Genomic DNA, 16,336 nt, shown 5'->3' with positions numbered 1-16,336 from the left:
TAGTAAAAACAAAAAAATCTTCCTTTATTTGGAAGACTTCGTTTTTTAAAAAAAATGGCAAGCGACCTACATCGCACCGCTCAACCACATACCTTTGCTATGTTCCCATCCTGGAGGATTTTGCAGGAGCTGGTCGTGTAGGACTTGCCGTTGCAAATATACAATCTTTTTATTTTTTTGCAAGAATTTAAGAGCTTTATAAATATATTTGTGTGGATTAAATTATTTGACAAAAAATGAAAAAACATAACCTACTAATAACCATTTTATTAGGATTAACATTAGCCAATTGTGGCGACGACCGAAAAACAATAGAAGGCTATTTTAGCTTCAACGAAACCTCTTTTAAGCCAAAATATACCCAAAACGACAAGGTTGATTTGGAAATTTTAAATACCAAAGAAAAATCAATTGATAGTATTATTTTTTATGCTAATGACGAAAAAGTATTATCAGTAAAAGGAAATACAAAATCACAATTGGATTTAAGTAGAAAAAAATTAGGTTATCAACATTTGAAAGCTTTGATTTATTTTGAAGGCGATACTGTTTCTACCAAATCTCGTATTGAATTGGTTGCTGCAAATGCTCCAAAACTATTAAAATATGAAATTGTAAATACCTTTCCACATGACGTAGGCGCGTTTACACAAGGATATGAATTCTACAAAGACACTTTGATTGAAAGTACTGGTCGAGAAGGAACTTCTTATGTGGCAAAAACCGATTTTAAAACGGGAAAAGTTTATAAAAAAGTAGATTTAGACCAACGTTATTTTGGCGAAGGAATTACGGTTCTTAATGACAAAATTTATCAGTTGACTTGGCAAAATGTTGAAGGTTTTGTCTATGATGCAAAAACGATGAAAAAAATAAAATCGTTTCAATATGATAAAAAAATTGAAGGTTGGGGTTTGACCAATGATGGAAAATACCTTTATCAATCGGATGGAACAGAGAAAATATGGAAAATGGATCCAGAAACCTTGAAACTAATTGACTACGTTAACGTTTATACGAATGACAGTAAAATAAAAAGTGTAAACGAAATTGAGTGGATTAACGGAAAAATCTACGGTAATATTTGGCAAAGAGATGCAATTGCTGTAATTAATCCATCAAATGGTGCTGTGGAAGCTGTTTTAGATTTATCAGCTTTACGTGCAAAAACATCCGCTACAATTGATGATGTTCTGAACGGAATTGCCTATAATCCAAAAACAAAAACCATTTTTGTGACCGGAAAAAATTGGGATAAAGCATTTGAAATTAAGGTGAGTGAATAATTTTGCATTCTTTTATTTAGAATACAGATGATACTTATTTAACTTATTGTCATAGAATTATATAAAAAAGTCCCGAATTTTGATGGTAAAATTCGGGACTTTTTATTCTTTATTATTATTTCTTTTTCTTCATCTCAACAAATTCTTGTTTTGCTACATCATACGTCCAATTGTTTTGTTGTGTTTTGCCCTTTTGAGCAACTGAGCCATCAGGATTTAGAATGAATTCAAAACCTTCTCTTCTCACCTTTTCCTGTGTTTCAGAAGCTGTTTTATTTCGATCTAAGAAAACTTTTTCAACAATATTCGTCGTTTTTTGATAGTTTGAAAACACTTGTTTTTTATTAGGAATTTCATAAATCACCGAATAAATCGTCGTAATGTCTTCTGTTTTTATATCGGTTTTTGTATTACTTTTTTCTGTCCATTGCAATAAATATAATTTTGTTCCGCTTGAAGTAAAACTTGATAATTTTATATCTGAAGGTTTTACATCGCCAACCAATTCTTTTACGGTGATGGCGTCAGGTGCTTTTCCTTTTTCGGCAATGGTTAATTGAAATGCATTTCCTTTGATTTCGGCAGTCAAATTATCCACTTTAGCTGTAGAAGATGTAGTAGCGGTTTTGGTTGATTTTACAGGTGTTTTTTTATTTTGTGCAAAACCTGTAGTTGTTGATAATGCAATAGCTAAAAGAATTAGTAGTCGTTTCATAAATGGTTTTTATTTTAATAGATTGCCAATATACAAAATTATCTTTTCGACTATTGTTAAAATAAAAAAACCGAGCTATTGCTAACTCGGTTTTAAAATTAATCAATTTAAAAAACTAATTAGGTTGTGATTTGACAGCTAAATTGTATATAACCAAACCAAAACCTATCTTGTTTATTGCATCAGCAATATTATAAGCTACATCAACACTACCTGAACCTAATAGACTTGTGTACCAACCATCAGTTCCTAGCATGTAACCTAATGGATAAATTGCCCATCCAACTAATACGAACCAACATAAAATCTTGTGCGCCGCTAAAACGTTTCCACCAGCTGACTTTGCCAACTTCGAAGCTGCTCCAAGCCAAATGTCGTAAACAATAATAAAGTAAGCGACACCAGAAATAAAACCCCATAATGCTGCGCTTTCAGGAAATACAGCTTCTCCTAAATATCCTGTTACTAACATTACTACTGATAAGAAAATCATTCTCCAAAGTAGATTTGTTTTTGCACCAGCAACTTTTAAGATTAAATAAAATTCCAAACACATTAATGGAACTGTTAAAATCCAATCCACATACCTGAAAAATGTTGGTGATTCCTGAAATGCTGCCCAATAATCTCTCATGTAATAATAATGAACAGCAGCAATGAAAGTAATCAAACCTGAAACAAGAACAGACGTTCGCCATTTCCTATCAAATTGGTTTAACGATAAAAAGAAAAAAGCGGATGCAGCCATCATAGCCATACATCCGACAAAAAAAGTAAATCCTACATAATCAGTAGGCAACAATTTTGAAATTGTTGATTGAATTAGCAATAAATTTGTCATGGTAAAAATTTTTAAAAGTTAATTTGTTTAATTAATACTTCATAAAGTTAAACAAAAAATCATTTTGTTTAATTATATTTGAAATTATTTAAACAAAACAAAAGTTAAAATAAAGTGAAAAATCATTCGATATCAATATTAACAAGCTTTCTTGGACTTTGGTTAACTTCTTTTTTACAAGAAGAAAATCAAATTATAGTAGGAATTATACTTATTTTAACTTTCGGGATTATGCATGGCGCAAACGATATTGCCATTATAAATAAAATAAATACTGACAATAAAACATTAAATAGTTCAAAAATGATATTCAATTATGTTTTGACTGTAATAATTTCTGCTGTATTATTTTTTTACATTCCATTATTCACTTTGATTTTATTTATTACAGCAAGTGGATATCATTTCGGCGAGCAACATTGGAGTAGTATAATTTCAAATGAGACTTCAAAAATCAAAAGTGCTTTTCAATTATCTTATGGTTTATTTATTTTGTTACTGCTGTTTTATTTCAACAGTGCAGAAGTAATTATCATAGTAGAATCAATAGCATTACATAAATTAAATTCTAATGTAATAGAGTATGCATTTTATGTTTTACTAGTTTTATTAGCATTAAATTGGATTTATTTGTACACAAATGATAAAATCTTCAAATCGAATGCTATAGCTGAACTTCTTTATTTGATTGTTCTTTCAATTCTCTTCAAAGTATCAAGTTTAATTTGGGGTTTTGCAATATATTTTATCGTTTGGCATAGTGTACCATCATTAGTAGATCAAATAAAATTTCTTTATGGCGGATTTACAATAAAAAAACTACTTCAATACATAAAAACAGCTCTTTTATATTGGATAATTTCGCTCGTTAGTTTGGCAATATTTTACTCATTGTTTCATTCCACAAAACTTTTTGAGGCACTTTTATTTTCATTTTTAGCAGCAGTAACTTTTCCTCATACAATTGTCATTTTGAATATGTTTAAAATAAAAAAAGCCGAGTAACTAATTACTCGGCTTTTCGATATGATACTGAGAGTATTACTTCACTTCTTCAAACTCTACGTCTTGCGTATTATCGCCTTGAGCATCAGTTTGTGGTTGTGCTTCTTGTGGTTGACCTTGTTCGCCTTGAGCGTACATTGATTCTGTAGCAACTTTCCAAGCGGCATTAACGTTATCAAGACCTTTTTGAATTGCTTCTAAATCTTGATTTTGGTGTGCCATTCTTAATTCAGTTAAAGCTGCTTCAATTCCCACTTTATGATCATCAGATAATTTATCTCCTAATTCTTTTAACTGACTTTCTGTTTGGAAAATCATACTGTCAGCTTCGTTTAATTTATCTGCTTTTTCTTTAGCTAATCTGTCGCTTTCAGCATTCATTTCGGCATCTTTCTTCATTCTTTCGATTTCTTCTGCTGTTAAACCAGATGAAGCTTCGATACGAATATCGTGAGATTTTCCTGTTCCTTTATCAGTTGCAGAAACTTTGATGATACCATTAGCATCAATATCAAAAGTAACTTCAATTTGAGGAACACCTCTTGGTGCTGGTGGAATTCCATCTAAGTGGAAACGACCGATTGTTTTATTGTCTGCAGCCATTGTTCTTTCACCTTGAATAACGTGGATTTCCACACTTGGTTGATTGTCAGTAGCTGTAGAGAATACTTGCGATTTTTTAGTTGGAATAGTTGTATTTGACTCAATTAATTTTGTCATCACATTACCCATTGTTTCAATTCCTAATGATAAAGGTGTAACGTCTAATAACAATACATCTTTTACATCACCAGTTAAAACTCCACCTTGAATTGCAGCTCCAATTGCCACTACTTCATCAGGATTTACTCCTTTTGATGGTTTTTTACCAAAGAATTTTTCAACTTGTTCTTGGATAACTGGAATTCTTGTAGAACCTCCAACCAAGATTACCTCGTCGATATCTGAAACAGATAAACCTGCATCTTTCAAAGCTTTAGCAACTGGATCCATAGAACGTTTTACTAAAGTTTCAGCTAATTGCTCAAATTTAGCACGAGTTAATGTTTTAACTAAGTGTTTTGGACCTGTAGCTGTAGCAGTAACGTATGGTAAGTTGATTTCTGTTTGCGTTGAAGATGACAATTCAATTTTAGCTTTTTCAGCAGCTTCTTTCAAACGTTGTAATGCCATTGGATCTTTTCTCAAATCAATTCCTTCTTCAGAATTAAATTCGTTAGCCATCCAATCGATAATTACTTGGTCAAAATCATCTCCACCTAAGTGAGTATCTCCATTTGTAGACAATACTTCAAAAACTCCGTCTCCTAATTCAAGAACAGAAATATCAAAAGTTCCACCACCTAAATCGTAAACTGCAATTTTTTGGTCAATTCCTTTTTTGTCTAATCCATAAGCTAATGCCGCAGCGGTTGGCTCATTGATAATTCTCATTACTTTAAGACCAGCAATTTCTCCAGCTTCTTTTGTAGCTTGACGTTGCGCATCGTTAAAGTAAGCAGGAACAGTAATAACTGCTTCAGTAACTGTTTGACCTAAATAGTCTTCTGCAGTTTTTTTCATTTTTTGAAGTGTCATTGCTGACAATTCTTGTGGCGTATAAAGTCTTCCGTCGATATCAACACGTGGTGTATCATTATCTCCTTTTACTACTTTATAAGCAACAGTCGATGCTTCCTTAGCACTTTCTGAGTATTTATTACCCATAAAACGTTTGATAGACGCTATGGTCTTAGTAGGATTTGTTACAGCTTGTCTTTTTGCTGGATCACCTACTTTAATTTCGCCACCTTCTACAAATGCAATTACAGACGGTGTTGTTCTCTTTCCTTCTGCATTAGCAATTACAACTGGTTCTCCACCTTCCATAACTGACACACAAGAATTCGTTGTACCTAAATCGATACCAATAATTTTTCCCATTGTTATATTTAATTAATCTTAGAAAATTCTTTTTTAAACTCAAAATGTCAAAAGGCAATGATTGTGCCAATATCAAAATGCTAAAAAGATGTCAGTTTTTGACAAATTAAATATGACAAGATGGCATTGAAATATTTGATTTTAGATATCAGACTTATATCTAACTTATTACTTTTCTTTTAAAAAGTATTTTTTCGTTAAAAATAACAATCGAAATCAGAATTAAAACATAAGAAACAATATGTGCCGAAGTGATTTTTTCATGAAAATAAAATACTCCTAAAAAGAAGTTAATCAACGGATTGGTATACATTAAAATTCCAACTGTTGACGAATTCATTCCTTTTAAAGCATATAAATTCAAGAACAACGGAATGATGGTAAACAAAACCACAATTACAATCATTAAAATGTAAAATAATGATGCGCTTGGAGTTGTTCCGCTGTAGATTGGGAAAAATGGTGCTAAAACAATCGACGCAATCACCATTTGAATAGAAAGCACTATGAATTTATCAAACAAATTATTTTTACGCTGACTGATTAAATACAAAGCAAATGTTGTTGCAATAATCAAGCTATAAACCAATCCCGTTAAATCTCCATAAGACAAAATCGCACAACTGATAATACATAAAACTACCGAAAGCCATTGCCAAAAACTGAGTTTTTCTTTAAGTATGAAAAAAGCCAAAATTGTAGTTACAATTGGGCAAATTAAATAGGCAAACGAAGCTGAATTTAAACTCACGTGATTGACAGCAAACATAAATAAATACCAATTCATTACTAATAAAAATCCTCCGAGAATGGTCAATGATAAAAATCGAGTTTTCTCTTTTTTACTAAGTGATTTGAAAATAGTGAGATTTGTTTTTAGAATATCAAAGCGAATGGAAACATTGATAACCAAAAGTAAAGCCGTTGCCAAAAAAACTCTATAGAATAAAATATCCAACGATGGATAATCGTGTAAAGGTTTCAACGCCAAACTGAAAAATCCCCAAATGATGAAAGCCGAAAAAGCCGAGAGATAATATTTATTGATTTGCACAGAGTAATTTTTGATGCAAATGTAAAGAATAGAAATTATGTGTTTAGATAAATATTTGCAAAAAAAAATCCCAACTGTTACGTTGGGATTGTATCTTTAATCATTCATCGAAATTAGAAACTCGTCGTTGTTTCTTGTTTTCTTAATTTTATCATTTATAGTATCCATTGCTTCTACTGGGTTCATATCAGCTAAGAATTTGCGTAAAATCCACATTCTTTGAAGTGTTTTTTCATCAAGAAGTAAATCATCACGACGTGTACTTGAAGACGTTAAATCGATAGCAGGGAAAATTCTTCTGTTAGCAATTTTTCTATCCAATTGCAACTCCATGTTTCCTGTTCCTTTAAATTCTTCGAAAATTACTTCGTCCATTTTAGAACCTGTTTCGGTTAAAGCTGTTGCTATGATGCTCAACGAACCACCATTTTCTACGTTACGAGCAGCACCGAAAAATCGTTTTGGTTTTTGCAATGCATTGGCATCAACTCCACCCGAAAGTACTTTTCCAGAAGCTGGTTGAACCGTATTGTAAGCTCTTGCTAAACGAGTAATGGAATCCAAAAGAATAACTACATCATGTCCGCATTCTACTAATCTTTTTGCTTTTTCTAAAACGATATTAGCTATTTTTACATGTTCCATTGGTTCACGGTCAAAGGTTGAAGCAATTACTTCACCACGAACGCTGCGTTGCATATCAGTAACTTCTTCTGGTCGTTCGTCAATCAGTAAAACAATTAGATAAACCTCTGGATGATTTGCAGCAATGGCATTTGCGATGTCTTTTAACAACATGGTTTTACCCGTTTTTGGCTGCGCAACAATCATTCCTCTTTGACCTTTTCCTATTGGCGAAAACAAATCCATTACACGTGTAGAAACGCTGGCTTGTTTATCGGCAATATTGAATTTTTCTTTTGGGAAAATTGGTGTCAAATGTTCAAATGAAACTCTATCGCGAACCACTTGTGGATCATGACCATTGATTTTCAAAACTCTAACCAACGGAAAGAATTTTTCTCCTTCTTTTGGTGGACGAACAACACCTTTAACTGTATCACCTGTTTTTAATCCAAACAAACGAATTTGCGAGGTTGACAAATAAATATCATCTGGTGAAGCCAAATAGTTGTAATCCGACGAACGAAGGAAACCATAACCATCGGGCATCATTTCAAGAACACCTTCACTTTCTATAATTCCGTCAAATTCATAATCTGAATCTCGGAAATTGCTTTGCTTTTTTCCTTTATAGTTTGGATTGTTATTATTTGCATTCTGGTTAGCGTTTCCGTTACCGTTTTGGTGTTTTAGCTTTGGTTCGCGGCTATTTTCAGAATTTTGATTGGTTTTTGGTTCAGAAACGGTTGTTTCTTCGGTAGAATTTGAAGTTGTTGCCGTTTCTTCAGTTGCAACGTCTTGTTTGATTGGTTCAGGATTGTTTTTATTCTTTTTTTCGAATGGTTTCTTGAACTTTTGATTTTTATTTTGAACCGGTTGTTTTTCTTCCGTTGCTTCAAGTTTAATTGGTTCAGGATTTTCGGCAGCAAATAAATCGTTTTGATTGTTATCCTTTTCTTTTGCTGGAATAATTCTTGCTCGCTTGGTTTTGTTTTCGGCTGTTGTTTCAGTAGAAACCTTAGGTATTTCTTTTTTTTCTACTTCAGCAGATTTATTTTGATGCTCTAAAATTTGGGTTATGAGTGTATCTTTTTTAGCACCAGCAACTTTTATGGTTTTTGCTAATTTAGCAATTTCTTGAAGCTCAACAAGCTTCATTTCTTTTAATGCAGAAATATCAAACATGTATAATAAATGTGACTTTAAATTTGGGTTGACAAATTAAAAAATGTGTGGAAAAATTTTTAATTGAAATAGTCCGAAGGATGAAGTACTTACGGATTTGTTATGCAATAATACAAATAATTTTTTATCATACAATAGCATTTTAAAAAAAGAAACTATATTTTTGTGCATCAAATTTTGAAAATGTTTAGACCGCAGACTTATTATTTAATAGTATCACTGATAATTTCAGGAATAGTGCCGTTTTTTGCTCCGTTATGGAAAGATGCTTCGGGTACTTCTTTTTATTTTATGATGGATATTGTTTATGTAGCTTTATTTGGTTTGAGCGCAACTTTGTCGCTATTAAGCATTTTATCACACGCAAAAAGACAACAACAATTTGTCATGGGCAGATTGAATATGATATTGAATTTAATTTTATTAGGATTATTTGTGTATCGAACACTAAATGCATCTGGAGAAACAGCTATTTCTGAGAAAGGTGTTGGGATGTTCTTACCTATTATTTCTATCGTATTTTTGGTTTTGGCCAACAAAGCCATCAAAAAGGACGAAGATCTCGTAAAATCTGTGGATCGATTACGATAAACCTATAAACTTAGTTTTTTAGTGCTGCGAAAAACCCAAACGTAATGTTTGGGTTTTTTTTACTTCTTCCCTATTTCAATAATCTCTAAATTCTGGATTTTATCGCCATCAATTTCAAACCGTAGCATCGTTCTAACTTGGTGAAAACCATAAATGCCACAAGCACCGGGATTCATGTGAAGTAAATTCAAGGTTTTATCAAACTGTACTTTTAAAATATGTGAATGTCCACAGATAAAAAGTTTTGGCGGATTTTGCTGAATTTCAGCACGAATGGCTTGATTATATTTTCCAGGATAACCGCCAATATGTGTAATCCAAACATCAACTCCTTCACAAAAAAAACGATTGTTCAACGGGAATTCCATTCGGGCTTTGTCATCATCAATATTGCCATAAACAGCACGAAGTGGTTTTAGTTTTTTTATGGCATCGGTTACTGCCAAATCTCCAATATCTCCAGCATGCCAAACCTCATCGGCTTGGTTTACATATTTTAAAATGGTATCGTCAATATGACTGTGCGTATCGGAAAGTAAGAGGATTTTTGTCAAAACAGCAATTTTAAAACAAAGATATTTATTATCTGCATAAAAAAATCCGCCATTCAGCGGATTTTAAATTATTGTTTTAGTATTTCTAACAATGCATCTTTAATATGCAATAATTTAGCTTTCTTTTCATGTGCAAAATCATCTGAAGTTGTTTCAATTCCTGAATTAATTCGATGAATTTGATGCTCTAACTCGTGGTATTCATCAAATAATTTTCTAAAATGCACATCAGAAACTTTCAGTTCGTGAATTCGCTTCTGATATTCTGGGAATTCGTGTAATAAATCGTGTCTTTCCATATTCTTTGTTTCAATTAATTTTTTAATGACAATTTGGGTTAGCTTGAACAAACAAACTTTGTTCTGCTGGAGAAATAAAAGGTATTCCAAGTGACAAACCTCTTAGAATAAACAGTATTCCAATCCCAATAGTTATGATAGGAATTATTTTTTGCAATTTACTTCGTAACGGAACACTCATAAATCCCGAAGCATAAACCACAATGCTCATCAACGGAATGGTTCCAATGCCGTAAAGCAACATATAAGCAACGCCTAAAACTTCATTTTGCATAGCTATCGCTCCAAACAAAGCTGCATATACTAGTCCACAAGGCAATAATCCGTTTAGAAATCCTATTGAAAATAAGGCATCGAATGTTTTTCGTTTGAACTGATTTCCTAAACTACTTTTGATTGACGAAATAACTTTGTAAATTGGTTTTGAGAAATTATATCGGGCAAAAACTTTTTCGGGAACAATGGCAATAATAATCATCAAAACACCAACTGCTATCGAAATATTTTGCTGAAATCCGGCAATGAAAAGGCCTTTTCCTAACAATCCGAAAGCTAACCCGAGCAAAGCATAAGCCGTTAATCTTCCTAAATGATACGTTAAAATTTGTAGTGCTTTTTTGGTTGGATTTTTATGGTCAACAGGAATCATCATTGCTATTGGTCCACACATTCCAATACAATGCAAACTACTGATTAATCCAAAAAACAATGCAGAAAAAAGCATACTCAACTTTATAAATTAACCGTTTCTTTGTTTAAATAATCAACGCCTTCATAACTCCAATCTACAGAAATGTCCCAACGACCGTCAGCCAAATTATTTTTAGGTATGAGCAAATAAGGACTAGCCAACGAAATTGGAATTTCGAAATCTAGTTTCTGACTTGACGGTCTGTATAAGGACACTTTTCCTTGAATTTTTGTAAAATCATATCCTTTTGGAAATGCAATTTTTATGTTTGTTGCTTCATTGGATACGCTAATTCCTTCGGTAAGATTTTGAGCATTTTGCGCTTTTTTCATCTCTTTTTCAAAGGTTAGTTCTTTTTGATAATATTTTTCAACTACCAATTCATTATCATATTTGTCATTGGATTGCACTTTAAAAACGAAGTACAAAATAAAGCTCATGAACAATACAAAAGCAATGACAATTCCGGTTCCCCAATTTATTTTCATAATTTTATTATTTAGTCAAAACTTCTCGGACCAGTAAAATTAGTCGTAGTTGTTTCTATTAATTTATCGTTGTTGTAAACCTCAATTTTAAGCACTGTTTTTTCGCCGTCAAGTTCGTTCTCAGGTAATTTTACAAATAATGCGCCTTGAGTAATTCCTTGTTTTGGCACTTTCGTAAATGGATTTCCTACTAGAACTATTTCGCCTTTCGGTTCAACTAATTTGAAAGTTACGCTTTTAAATTCTGCGGTTGTTTTATTGATAATTTTATAATTGTATAAATTCACAATTTTGTTTCCTTCGTGTTGAAATAATTGTCCTGGCGCATGTAAAACCGTAGCTTCCACATCGTTTCTTAAAAATAACATTCCGATGAAAACTCCAATTAAAATGGCTAAAACCGCAATGTAACCTTTCATTCTAGTGGTTAGTTTGAATGGTTCTTTTTTGACAATTTCATCTTCGCTAGCATAACGAATAAGTCCTTTTGGCAAGCCAACTTTCTCCATAATGGTATCGCATTCATCAATACAAGCGGTACAATTGATACATTCTAATTGAACTCCGTTTCGAATGTCAATTCCTGTTGGACAAACGTGAACACAAACTTTACAATCAATACAATCGCCTTTACCAGATGCTTTTCGGTCTTCATTTTTATTGAATTTTCCTCTTCCTTTTTCGCCTTCACCTCGAACATAATCATAGGAAACGTTGATGGTTTTATTATCAAGTAAAACACCTTGCATTCTACCATAGGGACAAGCGATTATACAAACTTGCTCACGAAACCAAGCGTAAATAAAATAGAAAACAGCAGTAAAAATCAGTAACGCAATTAACGTGCTTTCGTTCTCAATTGGTCCTTCTTCAATAAATTGTATTAGTTTATCGCTACCAATGAGATACGCCAAAAACACATTAGCAATAAGAAACGAAATGATGAAAAAGATAAACCATTTGGTCAATCGTTTTCTAATTTTTTCAGAATCCCAAGCTTGATTTTCCAAACGCATTTGTTGTGCTCTATCGCCATCAATCCAAAATTCAATTCGGCGGAAAACCATTTCCATAAAAATAGTTTGTGGACAAAACCAACCACAAAATATTCTTCCAAAAGCAACAGTAAACAATGCCAATCCAACCACTCCAATAATCATTGAGATTACAAAAAGATGAAAATCCTGTGGCCAAAATGGAAAGCTGAAAATATTAAATCGTCTTTCTAAAACATTGAACATCATAAACTGATTGCCATTGATTTTAATAAATGGCGCAGCAATTAAAAATGCCAGTAAAAAATAGCTCAGTAATTTTCGCTTGTCATAAAAACGTCCAAAAGGCTTTTTCGGGAAAATAAAAACACGTTTCCCTTTAGCATCAATAGTTGAAATGCTATCTCTGAAACTTTCATCATGATGATTCTCTTCCATTTTGTTTCTTTTTATATTTGGGCAAGAAAGGTTTTGAACATTCGCCCAAAACCTTTCTTATTAATTATTTTGCTGCTACTTTTAAAGTATCAGTTGCTGTTGCTGTTGTTTCAGCTGGCGCAACTTCTTCAACCCATTTTTCACCTTCGGCAGGTTTTGCTCCGGCAGGTTTTGTTCCTTGTAGCTTCATGATATAACTGGCTACTTTTTGAATATCGGTAGATTCTAAAGTTTTGTTCCAAGCTACCATCGATGGATTGTTTTTACTTCCTTCGGAAATCAATTTGAATATATTTTTAATTCCACCACCGTTAATCCAAAATTCATCGGTTAAGTTTGGTCCAACAATTCCTCCACCATCTGCTTTATGACAAGCAGCACAAGCATTGGTAAAAATTTCTTTTCCTCTGGCTAAACTCGCTTCATCGGTAAGCAATACCACTTTGTCTAAAGTAATTTCTTCTTTTGGCGAATTGGCTTTCATTTTTTCCAATTCAGCATTAGCTAATTGTACTTCTTGCTCAAATTCTTCGGCTTGCGTATAAGCGTCCATTACGTGGAAACGAACCAAATAAATGACTGCAAAAACTGCTGTTGCATAAAATAAATTCACCCACCAAGGTGGTAAATCATTGTCTAACTCTTTAATACCGTCATAATCATGATCTAGCATTAATTCACCTTCTTGTTCGATTGGTTTTGAACGGGTTAATTTGCTCAATAGATTTTGAACAAACTTACTATCCGTAAAAGACACAGATTGTGCTTCTTCCAATTGTTTACGTTGTTCATCTGTTAGCAAATGATACGTTACTCTGTCCACAGCGCTAACTACAATTTCGATAGCTACCAATAAAAACAGAAATACAAATAGGAAAACCGAAACCATTGGATACTCAATAAAAGCGGGTTTGTCTCCTGAGTCGATGAAGTATTCCATTCCGCCAAAAACAATGGCAAAAATCAGTGGAACTCTTACGTATGATGGAAATAATTTTTTCATTTTTATAAATTTTAGTTTTACTAATTAGTCTTGCAAAGGCAAATCACTCACTTTCTCGATGGTTTCTTTGCTGTAGGTCATTGCCCAAACAGTGAACAAAACAAAAGCAGTAAAGAAAATAGTAAGGGAAATTATCGGGTAGATTTCTACGTCGGTAATACTTTCTAAATTGTGTTTTACAAACTTTAACATGACAATTATTTTTTAGCTTTAACTTGAGTATCGGTTCCTAAACGTTGCATATAAGCAATTAACGCTACCACTTCTCTATTCTTTAACGGAACAGTAGTTTCATTACCAAAAGCCTTTTTGATTTCGGCATTAGATAGTAATTTAGCTTCGATTTTAGACGCTTGTTCATCAGCCATTTTTAAGGCATTGGCAACTTCATCATCTGAATATGGAACGCCAAGTTTTACCATGGTTTTCATCTTATCTTGTAAGGTTGAATTGTCTAATTCGTTTTTAATCAACCATTGATAACGTGGCATAATTGAACCTGGAGAAATACTTTGCGGATCATAGAAGTGATTGAAATGCCAAACATCATCACGACCACCGTTGAATGGTTTTCCGGCAACACCTTCACGAGCTAAATCAGGACCAGTTCGTTTTGAACCCCAAAGGAATGGATGATCATATACAAATTCTCCTGATTTTGAATAATCGCCATAGCGTTCAACTTCAGAACGGAAAGGTCTAATCATTTGAGAGTGACAACTCACACAACCTTCACGAATGTAGATATCACGACCTTGTAATTCTAGTGGTGTATACGGTTTTACCGCAGAAATAGTTGGAATATTAGATTCTACAAAAATTGTTGGTAGAATTTGAACTGCACCACCAATTACAATTGCAATTGTAGTATAAATTGAGAATTGAACCGGTTTTCTTTCCAACCAAGAATGCCATTTTTCACCTTTTAATCTTTTTGGACTAATTGGAGCTAACGCCGGAGCTTGAGCTGCATCGTCTTGAATTGCTGAACCTTGTCTTACGGTTTGGATAATATTGTAAACCAATACCAAAACACCGACTAAATATAATGTTCCACCAATTGCACGCATCCAATACATTGGCATAATTTGAGTAACGGTTTCAAGGAAATTTCCATATTCAAGACTTCCTGTTCCGGGTTTGAACTGTTTCCACATTGAAGCTTGAGTAAATCCAGCAACATACATTGGTAACGCATACAAAATGATACCTAATGTTCCAATCCAAAAGTGGAAATTTGCCAATTTATCAGAATACAATTTGGATTTTGTCAATCTTGGCAACAACCAATAAATCATACCAAACGATAAGAAACCATTCCAAGCCAATGCACCAACGTGAACGTGAGCAATAATCCAATCGGTGAAGTGAGCAATCGCATTTACATTTTTTAATGACAACATTGGACCTTCAAACGTTGCCATACCATAACCGGTAATTGCTACTACGTAGAATTTTAAAACGGCATCAGTACGAACTTTATCCCAAACACCGCGAAGTGTCAACAATCCGTTGATCATTCCACCCCAAGATGGCGCAATCAACATTACTGAAAATACAACTCCGAGGTTTTGTGCCCAATCCGGTAAGGAAGAATACAATAAGTGATGTGGTCCAGCCCAAATATAAATGAAGATTAATGACCAAAAGTGAATAATAGAAAGTCTATAAGAATACACTGGACGATTGGCTGCTTTTGGAACAAAATAATACATCATTCCTAAGAAAGGTGTTGTTAAGAAAAATGCAACCGCATTATGACCATACCACCATTGAACCAATGCATCTTGAACACCTGCATAAACCGAATATGATTTCATTCCTGAAAACGAAACAGGTAATTCTAAACTGTTGAAAATATGCAGCACTGCAACTGTTACAAACGTAGCAATGTAGAACCAAATGGCAACATAAATATGTCGTTCACGTCTTTTAATAATAGTTCCAATCATGTTGATACCAAAAACTACCCAAATTAAGGCAATGGCAATATCAATTGGCCATTCTAATTCGGCGTATTCTTTTGATGTCGTGTAACCCAATGGTAGGGTTACTGCTGTAGCTACGATGATTAATTGCCAACCCCAAAAATGTAATTTACTTAAAAAGTCACTAAACATTCTGGCTTTTAGCAATCGTTGCATGGAATAATAAACACCTGCAAACATGGCATTACCTACAAAGGCAAAAATCACTGCATTGGTGTGTAAAGGTCTAAGACGTCCAAAACTTAAAAAGGAAACTCCACTGGTAACATTGGGAAATAAAAACATAAATGCTAGTATTAACCCAACCAACATACCAACCACACCAAAAACGATGCTGGCATAAATGAAGTTCCTTACAATCTTGTTATCATACTGAAATTGTTGCATTTCCATAATTATAATTGTTTTTCTTCGGTTATATTAATTTGATTTTTGTTAGTTTCTTTTTTTACTAATTCATCGTCAAAAAGCATTCTGACGGATGGAGTATAATCATCGTCATACTGACCACTTTTTACTGCTTTTATAAAAGCATACAAAAAGAAAACAGCAACGACTATACTGATTGATATTAAAAAATAGATGACACTCATACCTCTAATTTGTGTTAGACAAAGTTACTTCCACTGTTTTTCATAAAATATGACATTTGTCAT

The 16,336-nt window shown here is 33.2% G+C and carries 17 protein-coding genes and 1 other RNA gene; 3 read left to right on the top strand and 15 right to left on the bottom strand.

All coding sequences use genetic code 11. The annotated features are described in order from the left end of the window. Positions 1–52 precede the first annotated feature (52 nt). An RNA gene (ffs, locus tag IAI56_RS03815) (signal recognition particle sRNA small type) lies at positions 53–150 on the bottom strand. A gap of 86 nt (positions 151–236) precedes the next feature. Here ffs and IAI56_RS03810 point away from each other — a divergent pair. Next, positions 237–1,286 (top strand): glutaminyl-peptide cyclotransferase, encoded by a 1,050-nt coding sequence (locus IAI56_RS03810; protein ID WP_187656611.1) that lies wholly within the window; start codon positions 237–239, stop codon positions 1,284–1,286. A gap of 115 nt (positions 1,287–1,401) precedes the next feature. On the opposite strand, the gene IAI56_RS03805 is transcribed toward IAI56_RS03810, so the two are convergent. Next, the gene (locus tag IAI56_RS03805; protein WP_187656610.1) at positions 1,402–2,001 is read right to left on the bottom strand and encodes a hypothetical protein; all 600 of its coding nucleotides are present in this window, start codon (positions 1,999–2,001) and stop codon (positions 1,402–1,404) included. Positions 2,002–2,116: 115 nt separating this feature from the next. Then, on the bottom strand, positions 2,117–2,842 hold the full coding sequence (locus tag IAI56_RS03800; protein WP_187656609.1) for a bacteriorhodopsin-like: 726 nt from the start codon (positions 2,840–2,842) through the stop codon (positions 2,117–2,119). 114 nt (positions 2,843–2,956) lie between these two features. On the opposite strand from IAI56_RS03800, the gene IAI56_RS03795 reads away from it, so the two are divergent. Further along, positions 2,957–3,847 carry a Brp/Blh family beta-carotene 15,15'-dioxygenase gene (locus IAI56_RS03795; RefSeq protein WP_187656608.1) on the top strand — a complete coding sequence of 297 codons (891 nt, stop codon included), beginning with the start codon at positions 2,957–2,959 and terminating at the stop codon, positions 3,845–3,847. 36 nt (positions 3,848–3,883) lie between these two features. On the opposite strand, the gene dnaK is transcribed toward IAI56_RS03795, so the two are convergent. The 3 genes from dnaK to rho all read right to left on the bottom strand — a co-directional run bounded on the left by dnaK (position 3,884) and on the right by rho (position 8,633). After that, on the bottom strand, positions 3,884–5,770 hold the full coding sequence (gene dnaK / locus IAI56_RS03790) for a molecular chaperone DnaK (protein ID WP_187656607.1): 1,887 nt from the start codon (positions 5,768–5,770) through the stop codon (positions 3,884–3,886). Between the two features lie 160 nt (positions 5,771–5,930). Further along, positions 5,931–6,824 (bottom strand): EamA family transporter, encoded by an 894-nt coding sequence (locus IAI56_RS03785; protein WP_187656606.1) that lies wholly within the window; start codon positions 6,822–6,824, stop codon positions 5,931–5,933. A 96-nt stretch (positions 6,825–6,920) separates the two neighbouring features. Continuing rightward, positions 6,921–8,633, bottom strand: coding sequence for a transcription termination factor Rho (gene rho, locus IAI56_RS03780; RefSeq protein ID WP_187656605.1), 1,713 nt, complete (start codon positions 8,631–8,633; stop codon positions 6,921–6,923). Positions 8,634–8,816: 183 nt separating this feature from the next. On the opposite strand from rho, the gene IAI56_RS03775 reads away from it, so the two are divergent. Further along, a complete protein-coding gene (locus IAI56_RS03775) occupies positions 8,817–9,224 on the top strand; it encodes a DUF4293 family protein (RefSeq protein WP_187656604.1) in 408 nt (135 codons plus the stop codon). Between the two features lie 59 nt (positions 9,225–9,283). Here IAI56_RS03775 and IAI56_RS03770 read toward each other — a convergent pair whose 3' ends face one another. The 9 genes from IAI56_RS03770 to ccoS form a co-directional block, all read right to left on the bottom strand. Further along, positions 9,284–9,778, bottom strand: coding sequence for a metallophosphoesterase family protein (locus IAI56_RS03770; protein ID WP_187656603.1), 495 nt, complete (start codon positions 9,776–9,778; stop codon positions 9,284–9,286). Positions 9,779–9,846: 68 nt separating this feature from the next. After that, a complete protein-coding gene (locus tag IAI56_RS03765) occupies positions 9,847–10,077 on the bottom strand; it encodes an HP1242/YdcH family protein (protein WP_187656602.1) in 231 nt (76 codons plus the stop codon). Between the two features lie 22 nt (positions 10,078–10,099). Further along, positions 10,100–10,801, bottom strand: a complete 702-nt coding sequence (locus IAI56_RS03760; protein WP_187656601.1) for a sulfite exporter TauE/SafE family protein — start codon at positions 10,799–10,801, stop codon at positions 10,100–10,102. Positions 10,802–10,809: 8 nt separating this feature from the next. After that, complete coding sequence (locus IAI56_RS03755) at positions 10,810–11,256, bottom strand: FixH family protein (RefSeq protein ID WP_187656600.1); 447 nt, start codon at positions 11,254–11,256, stop codon at positions 10,810–10,812. Between the two features lie 11 nt (positions 11,257–11,267). Then, positions 11,268–12,689, bottom strand: coding sequence for a cytochrome c oxidase accessory protein CcoG (gene ccoG, locus IAI56_RS03750; RefSeq protein ID WP_187656599.1), 1,422 nt, complete (start codon positions 12,687–12,689; stop codon positions 11,268–11,270). A gap of 64 nt (positions 12,690–12,753) precedes the next feature. After that, a complete protein-coding gene (locus IAI56_RS03745; RefSeq protein ID WP_187656598.1) occupies positions 12,754–13,692 on the bottom strand; it encodes a cbb3-type cytochrome c oxidase N-terminal domain-containing protein in 939 nt (312 codons plus the stop codon). 24 nt (positions 13,693–13,716) lie between these two features. After that, positions 13,717–13,884, bottom strand: coding sequence for a CcoQ/FixQ family Cbb3-type cytochrome c oxidase assembly chaperone (locus IAI56_RS03740; RefSeq protein WP_169522610.1), 168 nt, complete (start codon positions 13,882–13,884; stop codon positions 13,717–13,719). A 5-nt stretch (positions 13,885–13,889) separates the two neighbouring features. Beyond that, a complete protein-coding gene (ccoN, locus tag IAI56_RS03735; RefSeq protein ID WP_187656597.1) occupies positions 13,890–16,073 on the bottom strand; it encodes a cytochrome-c oxidase, cbb3-type subunit I in 2,184 nt (727 codons plus the stop codon). Between the two features lie 2 nt (positions 16,074–16,075). Then, positions 16,076–16,273, bottom strand: a complete 198-nt coding sequence (gene ccoS / locus IAI56_RS03730; protein WP_187656596.1) for a cbb3-type cytochrome oxidase assembly protein CcoS — start codon at positions 16,271–16,273, stop codon at positions 16,076–16,078. Positions 16,274–16,336 lie beyond the last annotated feature (63 nt).

The sequence above is a fragment of the Flavobacterium macrobrachii genome, assembly GCF_014486675.1.
GTDB lineage: Bacteria > Bacteroidota > Bacteroidia > Flavobacteriales > Flavobacteriaceae > Flavobacterium > Flavobacterium macrobrachii.
The sequence above is the reverse complement of the archived record's forward strand: the minus strand, read 5'-3'. Positions and strand labels throughout refer to the sequence as shown.

Bases quoted from the DNA above. Each gene is read 5' to 3' on its own strand.
- IAI56_RS03760 (WP_187656601.1), bottom strand. From the start codon at position 10,801: ATGCTTTTTTCTGCATTGTTTTTTGGATTAATCAGTAGTTTGCATTGT.
- ccoS (WP_187656596.1), bottom strand. From the start codon at position 16,273: ATGAGTGTCATCTATTTTTTAATATCAATCAGTATAGTCGTTGCTGTT.
- IAI56_RS03775 (WP_187656604.1), top strand. From the start codon at position 8,817: ATGTTTAGACCGCAGACTTATTATTTAATAGTATCACTGATAATTTCA.
- IAI56_RS03810 (WP_187656611.1), top strand. From the start codon at position 237: ATGAAAAAACATAACCTACTAATAACCATTTTATTAGGATTAACATTA.
- IAI56_RS03755 (WP_187656600.1), bottom strand. From the start codon at position 11,256: ATGAAAATAAATTGGGGAACCGGAATTGTCATTGCTTTTGTATTGTTC.
- IAI56_RS03740 (WP_169522610.1), bottom strand. From the start codon at position 13,884: ATGTTAAAGTTTGTAAAACACAATTTAGAAAGTATTACCGACGTAGAA.
- IAI56_RS03765 (WP_187656602.1), bottom strand. From the start codon at position 10,077: ATGGAAAGACACGATTTATTACACGAATTCCCAGAATATCAGAAGCGA.
- ccoG (WP_187656599.1), bottom strand. From the start codon at position 12,689: ATGGAAGAGAATCATCATGATGAAAGTTTCAGAGATAGCATTTCAACT.
- IAI56_RS03745 (WP_187656598.1), bottom strand. From the start codon at position 13,692: ATGAAAAAATTATTTCCATCATACGTAAGAGTTCCACTGATTTTTGCC.
- rho (WP_187656605.1), bottom strand. From the start codon at position 8,633: ATGTTTGATATTTCTGCATTAAAAGAAATGAAGCTTGTTGAGCTTCAA.
- IAI56_RS03805 (WP_187656610.1), bottom strand. From the start codon at position 2,001: ATGAAACGACTACTAATTCTTTTAGCTATTGCATTATCAACAACTACA.
- ccoN (WP_187656597.1), bottom strand. From the start codon at position 16,073: ATGGAAATGCAACAATTTCAGTATGATAACAAGATTGTAAGGAACTTC.
- IAI56_RS03800 (WP_187656609.1), bottom strand. From the start codon at position 2,842: ATGACAAATTTATTGCTAATTCAATCAACAATTTCAAAATTGTTGCCT.
- dnaK (WP_187656607.1), bottom strand. From the start codon at position 5,770: ATGGGAAAAATTATTGGTATCGATTTAGGTACAACGAATTCTTGTGTG.